Annotated in this window: 12 protein-coding genes; 4 read left to right on the top strand and 8 right to left on the bottom strand. The window is 43.9% G+C overall.

Annotated features, from left to right (window positions below; translation table 11 throughout):
• Nucleotides 1-1,455 carry a hypothetical protein gene (locus CTT31_RS05365; protein ID WP_260492152.1) on the bottom strand — a complete coding sequence of 485 codons (1,455 nt, stop codon included), beginning with the start codon at nt 1,453-1,455 and terminating at the stop codon, nt 1-3.
• Between the two features lie 237 nt (nt 1,456-1,692).
• Between CTT31_RS05365 and CTT31_RS05370 the strand changes: the two genes are divergently transcribed.
• The 3 genes from CTT31_RS05370 (at nt 1,693) to CTT31_RS05380 (ending at nt 4,529) form a co-directional block, all read left to right on the top strand.
• Nucleotides 1,693-3,066, top strand: a complete 1,374-nt coding sequence (locus CTT31_RS05370) for an MATE family efflux transporter (protein WP_260492153.1) — start codon at nt 1,693-1,695, stop codon at nt 3,064-3,066.
• On the top strand, nt 3,050-4,015 hold the full coding sequence (locus CTT31_RS05375; protein ID WP_211859497.1) for an AraC family transcriptional regulator: 966 nt from the start codon (nt 3,050-3,052) through the stop codon (nt 4,013-4,015). The genes CTT31_RS05370 and CTT31_RS05375 overlap by 17 nt, the downstream gene beginning before the upstream one ends.
• A 103-nt stretch (nt 4,016-4,118) precedes the next feature.
• Nucleotides 4,119-4,529, top strand: a complete 411-nt coding sequence (locus CTT31_RS05380) for a GNAT family N-acetyltransferase (RefSeq protein WP_249122471.1) — start codon at nt 4,119-4,121, stop codon at nt 4,527-4,529.
• Here CTT31_RS05380 and CTT31_RS05385 read toward each other — a convergent pair.
• The gene (locus CTT31_RS05385) at nt 4,526-4,978 is read right to left on the bottom strand and encodes a HugZ family pyridoxamine 5'-phosphate oxidase (protein WP_039491160.1); all 453 of its coding nucleotides are present in this window, start codon (nt 4,976-4,978) and stop codon (nt 4,526-4,528) included. The two genes, CTT31_RS05380 and CTT31_RS05385, sit on opposite strands and share 4 nt — an antisense overlap.
• Nucleotides 4,979-5,176: 198 nt before the next feature.
• Here CTT31_RS05385 and CTT31_RS05390 point away from each other — a divergent pair, with 198 nt between their 5' ends.
• Nucleotides 5,177-7,201, top strand: a complete 2,025-nt coding sequence (locus tag CTT31_RS05390) for a methyl-accepting chemotaxis protein (protein ID WP_211859499.1) — start codon at nt 5,177-5,179, stop codon at nt 7,199-7,201.
• 15 nt (nt 7,202-7,216) lie between these two features.
• Here the strand turns inward: CTT31_RS05390 and CTT31_RS05395 are convergent, their stop codons facing one another.
• The 6 genes from CTT31_RS05395 to CTT31_RS05420 all read right to left on the bottom strand — a co-directional run bounded on the left by CTT31_RS05395 (nt 7,217) and on the right by CTT31_RS05420 (nt 13,927).
• Entirely contained in the window at nt 7,217-7,606 is a 390-nt protein-coding gene (locus CTT31_RS05395; protein ID WP_260492154.1) for a YbaN family protein, read from the bottom strand.
• A complete protein-coding gene (locus CTT31_RS05400; protein ID WP_039491166.1) occupies nt 7,603-8,193 on the bottom strand; it encodes a biliverdin-producing heme oxygenase in 591 nt (196 codons plus the stop codon). Before CTT31_RS05400 ends, CTT31_RS05395 begins: the two co-directional genes overlap by 4 nt.
• A gap of 67 nt (nt 8,194-8,260) precedes the next feature.
• The gene (locus CTT31_RS05405) at nt 8,261-10,984 is read right to left on the bottom strand and encodes a TonB-dependent receptor (RefSeq protein ID WP_260492155.1); all 2,724 of its coding nucleotides are present in this window, start codon (nt 10,982-10,984) and stop codon (nt 8,261-8,263) included.
• An 84-nt stretch (nt 10,985-11,068) separates the two neighbouring features.
• Nucleotides 11,069-12,034: a FecR family protein gene (locus CTT31_RS05410; RefSeq protein WP_260492156.1), complete on the bottom strand. Its 966-nt coding sequence runs from the start codon at nt 12,032-12,034 to the stop codon at nt 11,069-11,071.
• A gap of 10 nt (nt 12,035-12,044) precedes the next feature.
• Entirely contained in the window at nt 12,045-12,515 is a 471-nt protein-coding gene (locus CTT31_RS05415; RefSeq protein ID WP_211859502.1) for a sigma-70 family RNA polymerase sigma factor, read from the bottom strand.
• 209 nt (nt 12,516-12,724) lie between these two features.
• Entirely contained in the window at nt 12,725-13,927 is a 1,203-nt protein-coding gene (locus CTT31_RS05420) for an iron-containing alcohol dehydrogenase (protein WP_260492157.1), read from the bottom strand.
• Nucleotides 13,928-13,939: the final 12 nt, after the last annotated feature.

A 13,939-nucleotide genomic window follows, 5' to 3' on the forward strand; every position in this document is an offset into this window, starting at 1 on the left:
CTAATCGTCGAGTGTTTTTTTAATGAACAAACCCGCCATAGAGATATCAGTAGAATGTGTCATGGGCGCATTCTCAAGTCCCACAGCGCTTAACACGCCATTTTGAATGGTTAAATCTTGGAAACTGGCGGAACGTGCTGTGCTAGTGGTTTCAACAGCAATATCGGCTAGGTTTTCAAGGTTGATTTTCCCAATAAACGCCTTGCTATGTTCAACCCAGCTATTTGTGTCCACTTGTACACCACCAGTGTGGCCGTACACAAATAATGTACCGTTGCTGATCTTTACTCCACGTAGCACATCTTCTTTATCTAAGTCATACCAATAACGCTCAGCAGCCCTTTCACCATGGGAAATTTTTACTAAGCCAATATCCCATTCGCTTGAATATCTTGTTTTACCCGTTTTGCTGCGGCGTGCCGATACACCAACAAATACACTGTCTTGATGTACTTGAACATCCTCAACTAACGATGAGTCAGTATCACTGATAAATTGTTCATTGAGTTGTTCGCCGTCTACATTAAAGGTTTTTACAATCATGTGCATCGCACTTTGCTCTGTGTTATCGGGTATCGCATGGTTGGTCGAAAATTTATGATTGTAGGCAGGAATTGCATCAGTACTAATATTTTGCACTGTGTATAAAAATCCATTCTCAGAGAGCGCCATTTCAATTGCTTCAGAAGCGCGCGAACTGTTAGCCCAGTAACGAATATCGATCAGCTTTTGCCACTTAAGTTGGAGGTTTACGTCGTATTTCGCAATCTTTTGACCTCCGTTGTTATAACTGACGTACAAGTTGTTGTCATGGCAGGAGAATTTTACATTGTTAAAGCGCCACCATGTAATGCTAGTTTGCGTGTATGGAATTTCACTCAATGGATTGTCTGTCGGAATGATAGTGAATGGCTTTTTAAGCCAAGCACTCTTATCAGCTGGGATATCATATTTAACGTCCATTGATAACGCCTTCATTTCAGCACTTTGTAGCAAAGTACCAGAGCCATCGTAGCGTTCAAGTTGTACACTGAACTGATCAGTATCTTCACGTTTAAATCGGCCTATGACGTATTCTCCTGAGTCAAAAACACAGGCATCAACAAATCCTTCTTGCGTTTGTTCATATTGATAAGTTTGACCATCTAGGTTCGTGATCGCATAAAAACCTTCTTTATTACCTAGCTCTTCAACACTTGATGTTTCTCCGAGCACTAATAGTTTGTTGTCTTTTAAGTTGAAGACGCGTTCCAAAGTTGTGGTGTAACCCAAGTCGCTCGAGTAAACATGATTGTTTTGGTCCAGTGCCGTGATATTGAGTTTGTTTTCTGTGGGAGTGGGTGGTGGCGTGACCGTTTTGGGTGGTGGTGCTTGGTCTTGTGAGTCAGTTGAAGAGCCACCGCAACCAGTTAGTAGGGTAATAGTTGCAACTGCAATAGTTAATCCTAAACGCATAGTAAAATCCTTTCAAAAGTGAATCAAAGAAGTAGAGGTTACAAAATATACTAACTTAGGAACAAAATAGAGTTGTAAAAGAATGTTATCTTAGCGGGATTTTTTGTTATGCCAGTTTTTGTGCGTCAATTTCATCAACTTCGCAATATTTGAATATTTATCTTTGTTTGGAATTTGTAACCTCTCCAGATAAGTAGTTTTACCTTGCCATGTTATGGCAACTGAGGATTAGTTTACATGAAAGATAAAAATCAATTAGGACTCGTGCAGCTCGCTGAGATGCCCATATTAGCGCTGTTTATTCGAACCTGTATTCCCATTTGTATCGGTTTACTCGTTGTGGGTTTATATGCCTTGGTCGACGGCTGGTTTATTAGTCGCTATGTGTCAGAGATGGCATTTGGCGCGGTGGCTATGATTTACCCGCTGCAGGTGTTAATGATAGCGCTAACCGCTATGATATCTGCAGGCATGGCGGCCACTATGACAAGGTTAATCGGAGCAAAGCAAGTAGATAAAGCCGCGGAGGTTATCGGCCATGGACTGATAATTGGCGGTATAGTTAGCGTGGTATTCTTGGTACTTGGTTGGCTTTATCCACTTGAGCTCTTATCACTTTTGCAAGTGGAAGCGGTTTTTGTAAAGGATGCGCTTAGCTACATACAGCCGTTATATCTTTGTGCCATTACTGGAGTTTTATTACCTATTGTGGCTGATATGTTCCGTGGTCAGGGTAAACCGCAGTTGATGATGCTGTTGTTATTAGTCTCAGCTGTGCTCAATATACTACTTGATTATCTATTTATCGCGCAATTTGGTTTGGGGGTTGCAGGTGCGGCATATGCGACAATCGCAGCGCAATTGGGGGCATTGATTATTGCGCTTCAGCTCAAAAGAAAGCGTAGTGACTTGCTTGCGGTTAAGGTGTGTTGGAAACCTCGTGCTTGGCTACCGATCCTCGCAATCGGTATGCCTATCTTGATCACGCAATTTTGCCTTGGCGTGCAAACTGCGGTGGTTAACTGGCAGCTGTTGACTTTTGCAAACGAAAATTGGGTAGTCGCCCACGGCATGCTGGGACGTATTATTAATTTCGCAATTCTACCTGCGATTGCAATGTTGATCGCATTTCAAACTATCGTCGGCTATAACTTAGCGGCAGGACATAGTGGGCGAGTAAAAGCGTGTACGCGTGTTGCTTTTTTAGGTATGACAGGATTTGCGCTGTTATTGACGCTAGGGTTGATGGGATTGCCGAGGCTATGGCTGAGCCTGTTTACCGAAGCGAGTGAATTTCTCGAAATAGGAGAGCGCGTTTTTCGCTCAGCACTTTGGGGGATGCCGCTGTTTGGTGTGGTAATTTTAGCGTCTGGATTTTATCAAGCGAAAGGTGATGCCAAACGCGCTTGTTTTTACAGTGCCTTGAAGGTGATGTTTATTCTAGTTCCATTAATTGTTATTGCGCCACACTATTTTGGCTTAAATGGTGTATTTATGGCGCTTGTGGGGGCTGACTTTATAGCGGCAGGGTTAACACTGATACTGTGCTGGCGACACTATCAACAAGCTAAGAGCCAATCGGGAGAGATACAGCTTGCATCAATCAACTGAGCAAAAGTTAAGCGCTGAAGAGATATATTTAGGGCGGTTACAACCTGTCATTGAATGGGTGCATAGCAATCCAAGTTCGCCGCTTTCGTTACAGCAAGCGGCGAAACTTAGCCATTTTTCTAAGTTTCATTTCCAGCGCATTTTTGCAGCTGTGATTGGTGAGTCTTTGAGTCATTACACTAATCGCGTGAGGTTAGAACGCGCGGCCAATATGCTGTTGCTAGCCGAAGCGTACAGTGTGACAGATATTGCGCTACAGTTTGGTTTTTCTGGTAGCGCAAACTTTTCGCGAGCGTTTAAAGAGCACTTTGGTGTGACTCCATCAAGTGTGCGAAAAACAGAACAACTAAGGAAGCTGGTGGCAAAAAATAACATTGAGCCGGCCTTTAACACGACACAACTTACCCGGATACACGCATTAAGAGCTGAGCGACACAGTGTTATTCAGCCGGTTAAACTACACTCTATTTCACAGCTACCCTTATGTACATTACGCGCGTCACAAGGCTACCAATTGCAAGGAATTAGCGCCTGTTGGCAGCAGCTTGCAGCGTGGGCTAGTGCACATGGACTGGATTATAGCCAAGTACAAAAGTTTGGTTTTGGTCATGATAATCCCGTTTTTACGCCACTAGATAAAGCGCGTTACGATGGCGCAATTGTGATTAACGATGAATTAAAATCTGCGGTGACTCGGCCATATCAACTCAATGTGCTCAGTGCCGGAATATACGCAATTTTTGACTACCGTGGAGCAATTAAAGACTTGTTGAGTTTCCAATTAGATATTTTTGCAAAGTGGCTGCCACAAAGCGGGTACGAGCCGGAAGATGCGCCCTTAATAGAACATTATCCTGAAGTAATTTCACAAGAAAATGGAGGCTCGCCAAGTGAAAAGGTGATTGCGCTGGAAATTTGGTTAAAGGTCAAGCCGCTAAAATTCAAATAAAATTAAATTGTTAAAATACTTTATTGGTGTTTTTTTTAAACTTCACAATTCGCCCACAAACTTTAAGCATGATCAACCGTACACCAAGCGGGAGATTAGAAAAGTGGTTGAACTAGAGTTAATTCGAGTTGATAAATACAGCGAGCAGACTTTTACACATTTGCTAAAAGCGAGCCATTATCAAAAGCAAGTGGGCTCGTTTGAACTGTGTAGCGCAACCAATATCGCTTATCTTTTTTATGCAGATGGTAAGCTGGTTGGCTTTACCGTAATTGGTATTTCAAACCGCCGAGAGTTTGAAGTCTGCGCGCTTTATATAACCCCTACCGAGCGCAGAAAGCGTTATGCCACTGAGTTTATGGCACACATTTGGTCGGTATACAAAGGTCGTTGGAAAGTACGTATGCAAGATAAGATTGAAAGTTCGTGCGGGTTCTGGCGCAAAACCTTGGCTGACATGACCAATCAATCGCTTGGACGAGAAAGCGAGTTTGAACACGCTTTTGCTGTTTAGTACCATTCCTGTTTTTCTAGCCAAAATGCACGGCCAAAACCGCCTACATATCGAACCCTAGCCACTTCAATTCGCCACAGGTGAAAATCACCGAGCATGGCATATTGCTGAGCTTTTTCGTGCTTTATTACGAATTGTGCAATCAGGCTTTCGCTATCCGCTCTTGGCAGTTTGTGTGCATGCCCAAGAATAGTAACTCGCGCATTTTCAACATCTTCAACCGCGCCATCACCAAGCACCATAAACGAAAGTGCCGGGTGCTTGGCTAAATTCTTGGTGTGCTGGGCGATATCACTAATAAAGAAGTAAAAGTGATTATCTTCAAGAAAAACATATTGAGCGATAGAAGAAAACGGAAAACCCTTTTGATTGTTAGAGAAGGTAGATAAAAATGCGCTCTTATGGCTTTGGCATAAGGCCTTTGCTTCGTTGATTGCGGTTTCTCTCATCTTGTTATGCGCTTAAGTAATACAACTCCTAACTGCTATGATCGCTAAAACTAAAAATAAAATCAAAAACTAAGTAAGCAAATCTGCAAATTTGAAGCTACCTTTTTAAAAGGTATGTTGGTAATTTTTAGAGTATTTACTTGGTTTTTTATCTCGTTTGTAACATAGTTTGTTTACTCAAAATAGAGCAATGACATTATGCTAAGTAAACTAACAATAAAACAAAAAATTACTTTAGGCTTTAGTGCATTAGGCGTGCTGCTGTTACTTGCGTGCGTGCTTGCCTATCTAGCATTGGCGCAAATAAAGTCAGCTAATCAAAATATGGGGCAAGTCACTTTACCTATTCAGCGCAGTGCTGACGCCTTGCAACTTGAGCAGCTTAAGCTCAGCAAATTGATTTCCCAAGCTTATACCCTCGAAAGCGAGCAAGATATTAATCGGGCTCGACAGCAATTTACCTCACAGCAGCAACTGTATGTTGAGCGCCAGCAGCACTTAACGTCATTGACGCAAGCCATGCCTGAATTTGTCACACCATTAAAGCAAACTCTGGCGCTGGGTGAGCAGCTCAGTCGTGCCGCAGAACAAATGTTGCAGGCTAAGGCAGACGTTGTACAGGCGCAGCAACGGATCCAATCTCAATATCAAGCACTTAAACAGGATAAAGAACAGGCCAGCAATGCCATGCTGGATCTTGAGTTAATCGAGACAGACAAAACACGGCAGTTGGAAGAAATGGTTGGGACCGGCGTTCGTATTGACGACATGTTGTTTACCTTGGAAAACAACAGTCAGCGGATCAGCGGGTTAACGCTAGAGCAAGTTGATCAGCATCAGCAAGACATGCTGTTTTTGTTAGATAATATTGAAAACAACTTAACGTTTTTGAAGCGCCAAGCCTATGGTATGGATGCAGATGATTTGTTAAATCAGTTTAGTGAGGGTATGACTAAGCTCAGAGAAAAGCTGGGTGAGCCAGGTCATCTTTATGTTGCGGTACAAGAGAAACTGCGTCAGCAGCAGCAAGCTGCAATGTTATATAAGCAGTCAGAGCAACATGCGTTTGCCATTTTAACCGAGCTTGAGAAAATGCAGCAAAGCGCCAATGCGGCGTTTAATCGTTCTCAAAATAATGCTGAAACCCTTATCGAGCGGGCGCAAAATACCGCCATCTTATTGGTGATTGTCTTTATTGCTTTAGGTGCGTTTATCTCGGTTTCAACCAGCCGGGCAATGCTTGGGCCGTTGGCTGCGGTGAATAAAATGCTTAAATATCTTGCTGCTGGAGACTTTTCGAAGCAAATGAGTAAGCGCAGTGATGATGAATTTGGTCAGTTAATTGATAATATCAATCAGGTTAAAGACAATCTCCGTGCTTTGCTAGAGTCAATCAATAGTCAGGTTCATGAGTTAGAAGGGCTATCGGAGTCATCATTAAGCGAAAGTAAACAAATAGCCAATAATGCGACTGAGCAAATGCGCCGCATGGATAATGCCAATCGCTTAGCACAAAGTATTTCAGCCAGTGCTTTGGCGGTTTCCGAACGCTCGTCAGATAGCCTCGCGAGCATCCATACCGCTAACCAGCATAAAACCGAGGTCAGTAAATACACACAAGACAATAAAGAACATATTCTATCGCTCAGCACGCGCATGAGTGAAGCGGTAGAGAGCATGACCAAGTTGACCACACATAGCGAGAATATCGGCAGTATCTTGGATACCATTGTTTCTATCGCTGAGCAAACCAATCTGTTGGCGCTAAACGCAGCAATTGAGGCAGCCCGTGCTGGTGAGCAGGGAAGAGGGTTTGCTGTGGTCGCCGATGAGGTTAGAACGCTTGCGTCAAGGACGCAAGAGTCGACTAATGAAATTAACCAAATGATCGCAGCACTGAGACAGGATACACATACCGCCTCTGAGGCCATTAATTCCGGCCAACGTGATGTTGCCTCATGTGTTAAACAAAGTGAGGCGCTTGCCAGTGCTATGGATGAAATTGCCAACGCTATTTTACAGGTTACGCAGTTGAGTGAAGAAGTCAGCCAAGCCGCTGATCACCAAGCGACGGATTGTCAGCAAATTGAGCAGGTGATGCTAGATGCACAAAGTACCGCAAACGACAACGCTCAGGCGATGCAAAGCTTGGCGAAAGGCAGCGAGTCGCTCAGTAGCTTCTCGCATCGTCTAGCAACACTGGTTGAGCGTTTTAAATTGTAAAAATGTAAATTGGTATTACACACGCTTTGATGGTCTGGAATAAATATAAGACATCACTGCGATTTTTATACTGCCAACTACACAGGCCAACCAAGCCGCTGGTGAGAGCAAAATAAGTAAAGCATAACTTGCAGCCATGCCCACTGTTGCCATGATTTTGGCCTTAAGCGGAATGACCTTATATTGCTTCCATTGCGTTAATGAAGCGCCAAACCTTGGGTGATTTAGCAGCCACAAGGCAAGCTTAGGAGAAGCTTTTGAAAAGCACGCCAAAGCCAGAATAAAAAACACAGTGGTTGGCATGACGGGCAAAACAATACCAATAACACCGAGGGCTACAAATAGGTATCCGCATAGCAGTAGGGCTATTTTTTTATAGTTGGCTAAGGCGGCTTTAAACATCATGAATAAACGTGTGCCTGAAATGCTTGGAAACGGGTGAATGCCTGACGAGCACCTTCAATTAGCGCCTGTTCTTGCTGTTCGCTCAATTCAATTGCGTCTATGATTTGCACAAGCTCTCGCCAAGCGCTGCCGCGACCAGCTCCTGGGCCTGCTAAATATCTAGCTCCATGCTGCGCATCAAAATTGAGCTTGGCCCCAACTTGTTTACCCAACATGGCAGCACCTACCTTTGAGCCCTCAACCACATACAGCCAGCCGAGGGCTTTGGCGACGTCGGTATGATTGGTTACTTCTGGCATTAAGTAGGGAGTAGGGATGGTGGTTCCAAGGTCGATAAAGTCTTGTTCAAGCAAACCTAAGCGGCGGCGCGCGGCCAAATCAGGAATAAGCGCCGACAACTCTGGGTGTTCATAAAGAGCGCTCACATCTTTTAAAAAATAAAACTGTAGTCTTAAGAAATCGAGATAGCTTTGTGTATTGGCGAATGGGTCTTGCGCCATAATGGATTTGTCTACATTGTCGTGGGTATCTGCAGTTGCATGTTTTAAGTTTTGCGCTCGAGAAAGTGCAGAGGTAACGGTAGTCATTGATGCTCCAAGGTGATGTAAAAATATAGCGCTGTCTTTAAGCAAAAGTACAGCGCCTAAGTGTTGATTAAAGTTTGAGTTCTAAGCCAATTGAAATGGTCTGGCCAGGTTCAGGCATCGCAACGATCGAGCCGCTTGAAACTTTATACTGATCGGTCAAGTTGGTGATCGCTAGGTTGCCTTTGATGCTATCGCTAAAGATATAATCAAGGTAAAAGTCGAGCTGATAGCCTGCTGGAATATACTCAAGCGCAGTTACTCCAGTCCCTGCCAAAAAGCCGCCTGGGTGATGTTTCTCAGAGTGTTTTTTGTAGGTAAAACCCGTATCAATTGTGTCGTTAAAGAGTGTCATACCAAGCGTTGCGATATAGCTTTTTTCAGGAGGCACACGAAGTGGTGTTAAACTCCCCGCAAAGCCGGTCGTATTACAAGTATCAACACCTGCAGCCTCAGCCATTAAGCGTGAGCACATTTTGACGTCGGTGTATTTTGTGTAAGATAACCTGCTGTAAAATAAGTCGCTTTGGTAATGAAGGCCAAACTCCGTGCCAGGCAGTTCAAACTGATCATAGTTGGTAAAAGTGAACTTTTGATCCCATGAAGGTGCTTCGGGTTTAGGCAAGAAGCCTGTTGCTAACATACTTTCAATATTGGTGTAGAAGTACTCCGCCGAGATAATTAGCTTATCCCCGTGGCTGAGTAAGTTGCTAAAGTCACTCTCAAAGCCAATATCATACGATTTCGTTTTTTCAGGGGTGATCGGGTAGTCACTTGAGTAAGAAAATACCTCATTAGAAACCGTTGTTTCGTACAGGTTTGGCATTCGATATGCGTTGCTATATTTGGCTTTAATTACTGTATTATCAAGCAGTTGATAATTTGCTTGTACAGTCACATCCGCTTTGGCATCAAATGTAAGCTTTTCGCCTGTTTGATAGTCCTCGTTTACCGAGTCATGAAGGTTTACGTTCAGCGCAAGCTCTACCGGTGCAAGATCGATATTGGCATTGGCAAATAATGCTCGCTTTGTTTGCTTACCGTGTCGCGAAGTCGCTTTTAAATTGAAGTCAGCAGGGTACCAGTCTCGATTAAAATTGTCTTTCCAGTCTTTATGAGGGCTTAATTTTTCAACCTGCCAAGATAGGCCATACGTCAAAGTAATTGGTGTACTGGCCAGCGATAATGCAGAGGTATTGAACGCACTTATCCCATGACGCTTATTGTTATAACGGTGAAAATATTGCCCCGCATTTTGTCCCAGGTTACTGCCAAGCGCATTATATTGCTGTAACCTCGCACTGGTACGCCAAACGTTAACACTAAGATCGACTAATGAGTTATCACTCGGTAAAAAACGGTATAACGCACTGGCACTGTTTACCAAAGCAGAGCCCGGAGCCCACTGCGGCATGGTTTCTACACCTTCTGGAATTTCTTCGGACATCCATTGTTCTTGGCCATTTTCATCTATCACCTTCCAAAACTTGGTGTCACCGGCTCTTTGTTTGTACCAGTAGGTGGCCAGCATTTCTCCCGCTTCTTGCTTATGGTAGCGTGTATTCACCTCTAACGATTGTTCGTCCGTAAACGCATAAGTTAGTTTGGCAAGATATGAGTCGCTTTCAAAGCTTGTATTGACGACTTCGCCATTTTGGTTAACCGGAGGTGGGATAAAGTCGACTACTGTGACTTCATCATATTGCCCTTGGTGTTCAGTTGAAGGCACCCAACGTACGTACTCCTTGGTTTCAACAAAGTCGTTAAAGCCATTTTTACCAGCAAAGTAGTTACCAACCTTTTTCTTGCTGTAAGCGAGTACCGCTTGTAAGTTATCCTGTTGATAAGCGGTTGCTAGCGTAAACCCACCGCCTGCAAAGTCGAGCGTGTCATTGTGGTTGCTGATTTCGTAATAACTTTGCAGGCCAAAGCTTTCAGGTACTTCAGGTGTTCTATTATTGTTGTGCGTATTTACCTTAACTAAAGCGCCAAGATTCTGACCGTCTTGGAGAATATCTTGTGTGCCTAAGGTACGGATATTGACTGTTCCGCCGATTGCACCTGAGCCAAAAGGTGATGCTTTGGCCGATGCGCCTTTTTCGATATTTACCGAGCTTATCAAGTTTGAATCGATATAGGTTCTGTCAGAAGAACCCATATAGCCTCGGTTTGTGTGCGTTGATTGCAAACTACCGTCGATGAAAATCGGCACTCGGCCTTCGCCTTGCACGCCGCGAATACCAATATCAAGTGCGCCTGCTTCGTTTCGAATATTGTTTGCCTCTATACCAGAAAATGTCGAGAAAATATCCGAGTTAGATAAACCCTTGGTTCGAGCAATCTGTTCACGATTAAGATTGAGTTTATCGCCTTTGACAGTGATGACTTCAATATTATCTTGCGGATTTGGTGTTTGCTTGTGCTTAGCCTGAGTGTTGTTGGATTGGTCTTTTGCTGACGTTAACTCGCTAATCGCCGCTTTAATAACGATGTTATTGTCAATAATACTCGCCGTTAGCGGGCTGTCTTTCAATGTACGCTCTAGCGCCTCGGTTAAACTTACCTCTCCTTTAAGTACTGGGGCTTGCAGGCCATTTAAGAGTTTCGCATCGGCAATTAGATTCATACTCGCAGCCTCAGCTACCTGCGTTAAGGTATGGCTAATAGGTTGCTGCGCGAGATTAAATTGATATATAGCAACTTGACTCTGCGCGGTTGCAGGCAGGCTCAGGCTAAGCCCGAGTGCAAATGCTAAGGGAGTGAGTCTTGTGTTTAAAACAGAGCGAGTTCTCATTGTGATGCGTCCAAATAAATTACCTAAGATGAAAACGAATGAGAATGAGAACTCCTCAATAAAAATTTGAATATTTTTATCTTGTCATCGAGAATTAACTATAACTATATGATTATTAGATTCTTTAACTTCTACAGGGAGAACATGTGGAAGTAAGTTTAAAAAGCTTTCGAGCTCTGATGCTAAAAAAGTACCCGAAATTACCAATTGCTCAGTTGATTGAGTGCTTAAGGTGTAACTTATCGCATGATGTCGTTTAAATTCCTCAAATACTTCGTTGAGTGGCGCATTGTCGAACACGAATCGCCCTTGCTTAAATGCATCGACGAGATTGAGGTTTGGATCAAACTTAGTCTTAACAATACCGTCACTGCCCACAACCGCCATTTGACCTTTTGTCAACGTTATTTGCTGATGTCGGCTTTGCACGTTTACACGGCCATGATCCACTACAATGCGAACGCTATTGGCTTTTTTATCAACTGAAAAGCGGGTACCTAATACGGTAATCTTTGTGCTGCCGGCACTGATAACAAATGGTCGGCTTTTGTCACTGGCAACGTCAAACAATACGCGTCCACTGAATAGGTTATTACGGCGCCGATTGCCATCAAAATCAACAGCGAGGGAGGTTTTGGCATCTAAGGTCAGTAGAGAGTTATCGGGCAGTGAGATAGTGCGTAATTCGCCTCGAGGTGACTGATAGCTGGCGTGAAAGGTGTCTTTGTTTACTTGAAAGAACCACGTTTGATAACCAAGGAAACTCAACGCAAAAAGTGCAAAGCATGCAGCAATGGCGAAGTACCGCTGAGTTGTCTTTGATTTAAGCTTAGAGTGTGTAACTGGGTTCTCTAATTGTGCAATGTCTTGCTCTGAAAATTGCGATAACAGTCGCTCAACCTGTTTACTTTCTTGATAGGCTGTTTGGTGCGCACGGCTTTCACCAAGCCAGCGACTGAGCGCTTGCTGCTGCGCTTTATTGAGCCCTTGCCTTTCGAGTTCCAGCCAGTGGTTTACTTGCTGTTGTATTGATACATTGTGACGGTCCATTGCGATTCTCTTATTGTTTTTGTAATGCGTTACAGCAAGCGAGCATGGCAGTTGCCAAGTGTTTTTCGACCATGCTGACAGATATCCCCATTTGCTCTGCTATTTGTGGCTGGCTTAAGTTTTTAAATTTATAGAGCACAAATGCTTGCTTAGTTTTTAGGGGTAAGGAGTCGATACTTCGATTAAGTAATGCCAGTTGTTGTTGACTTGCGAGCTTAGCCTCGGGCTCATAATAACTTGGCGCGACTAATTCGAAGTCGTCGGGCTCAGCAACGGTTTGATTTTTGCGATACTGATCAATCACAATGTTTTTCGCGGCTTTAAAAAATAGTGCGCGCTCTTGCGTGTTATCCTGCTTTGGATTGCTGTTTTTATAACTTAGTATTCGGGTATACGCCTCTTGGACTATATTTTGAGCCTTGTCTTTGCACCCCACTGAACGAGCGATATAACTTAATACTTCTGAGTAATAACGTTCCAAAATACACCAGTTTGCTTTTCAAAAGTCGCGCATACTAGCATTAAAAATTGTTATTGAGAATTGTTTTCGTTTGCGTTTGTCGGCTTTTAACTGTTCGTTAATAGGTTTTATGTCTTTAGTGCTTTTACTTAATGTTTTATTGTAAGGTTATGAAAAAACTTAGCTTTATTTTAAATTGCTTTGGTTCCAAACACTAAGCGCAGTGCTTATTAAGGCGTAGGAGCGATACCTTTTATAATGCGTTGGCAGGCGCTGGGATCCATAAAATGGGGCACCGGATAATCCGGATGTGCTTCTTTTAGCGCCAGCTCTGCGAGTAGTGCAGCATCATCAGGAAGTACTTCGGCGAGCGTGGTTTGGATATGTAAATCAAGCAGTAAGCGCTCAATGTGCTCTAAAAGATCATCTGCTTGGCGCTCGATGGGATAGTCTAACGAGGTTAATCCACAGTATCTGGCGATGAGCGCGAGTTGCTGGTTAATGCGCTCGCCATACCAGGTTAGCACGGGCATGAGTAACACTGCGTTGGCAAGCCCGTGTGGCGTACCATATTGAGCGCTCAATTGGTGTGAAATTGCATGCACGTAGCCGACAGAGGTTCTGGTAAAAGCTTGTCCTGCGTAATGGGAAGCGAGTAGTAGCTGTGTTCTTGCTTCTAAGTTTTGTGGGTCTTGTTGCGTTTTGGGTAAATATTCAAAGATAGCTCTACAGGCCTCAAGAGCACGACCGCGGCTAAACTTAAGACAGTTAATGCTCAGTAGTGCCTCAATGGCGTGGGTTAGTGCATCAATTGCTGTAGTCGCGGTGATATGTGCGGGCATACTTGTGGTCAATTCCGGTAATAACACGGCATGGTGTGGCACTAAACAAAAATCAGTCGCGGCATATTTGGCGTGATTGCTAGGATCGTTGACGACGGCGGCAACGGTGGTTTCCGAGCCGGTTCCTGCTGTTGTTGGGATCGCGATATTCGGCGGTAGGCGTTTTAAGACTTTAAATAACCCTTTGAGTTTAGTCACCGGTTTGTTTGGCTTGACAGCCCGAGCGCCGATCAGCTTGCCCGTATCGAGTACCGAGCCACCGCCAAGCGCGATAATTGCTTTACATTGATGCTGTTGGTAGACCTTTAGACCATCTTCGACGTTTGCTATGGTTGGGTTGGGTAAAACATCTGCGTAATAATGCGTGACTAACTCTGACTCACGTAGTGTGTTTTCCACAACCTGATGCAAGTTGAGTTTGAGCAGCACTTGGTCGGTCACGACTAAGACGTTATCTCCACTTTTTAACCCCAGCGCCTCAATGGCGTCTAACAACCCCGTTTTTCCCTGATGTAATTTGGGGTTCGGGATCCCGATAAAAATAACAATGCACTTTAGGGCAAAGTGGTAAATACGGTAAAACCAACTCATTGCGATCCGTCT

The organism is Pseudoalteromonas maricaloris (assembly GCF_024746855.1).
In the GTDB taxonomy this organism is placed as follows: Bacteria; Pseudomonadota; Gammaproteobacteria; order Enterobacterales; family Alteromonadaceae; genus Pseudoalteromonas; species Pseudoalteromonas maricaloris.

Coding starts and splice junctions, on each gene's coding strand:
- CTT31_RS05365 (WP_260492152.1), bottom strand. CDS start 1,455: ATGCGTTTAGGATTAACTATTGCAGTTGCAACTATTACCCTACTAACT.
- CTT31_RS05370 (WP_260492153.1), top strand. CDS start 1,693: ATGAAAGATAAAAATCAATTAGGACTCGTGCAGCTCGCTGAGATGCCC.
- CTT31_RS05385 (WP_039491160.1), bottom strand. CDS start 4,978: ATGAGAGAAACCGCAATCAACGAAGCAAAGGCCTTATGCCAAAGCCAT.
- CTT31_RS05390 (WP_211859499.1), top strand. CDS start 5,177: ATGCTAAGTAAACTAACAATAAAACAAAAAATTACTTTAGGCTTTAGT.
- CTT31_RS05395 (WP_260492154.1), bottom strand. CDS start 7,606: ATGATGTTTAAAGCCGCCTTAGCCAACTATAAAAAAATAGCCCTACTG.
- CTT31_RS05400 (WP_039491166.1), bottom strand. CDS start 8,193: ATGACTACCGTTACCTCTGCACTTTCTCGAGCGCAAAACTTAAAACAT.
- CTT31_RS05405 (WP_260492155.1), bottom strand. CDS start 10,984: ATGAGAACTCGCTCTGTTTTAAACACAAGACTCACTCCCTTAGCATTT.
- CTT31_RS05410 (WP_260492156.1), bottom strand. CDS start 12,034: ATGGACCGTCACAATGTATCAATACAACAGCAAGTAAACCACTGGCTG.
- CTT31_RS05420 (WP_260492157.1), bottom strand. CDS start 13,927: ATGAGTTGGTTTTACCGTATTTACCACTTTGCCCTAAAGTGCATTGTT.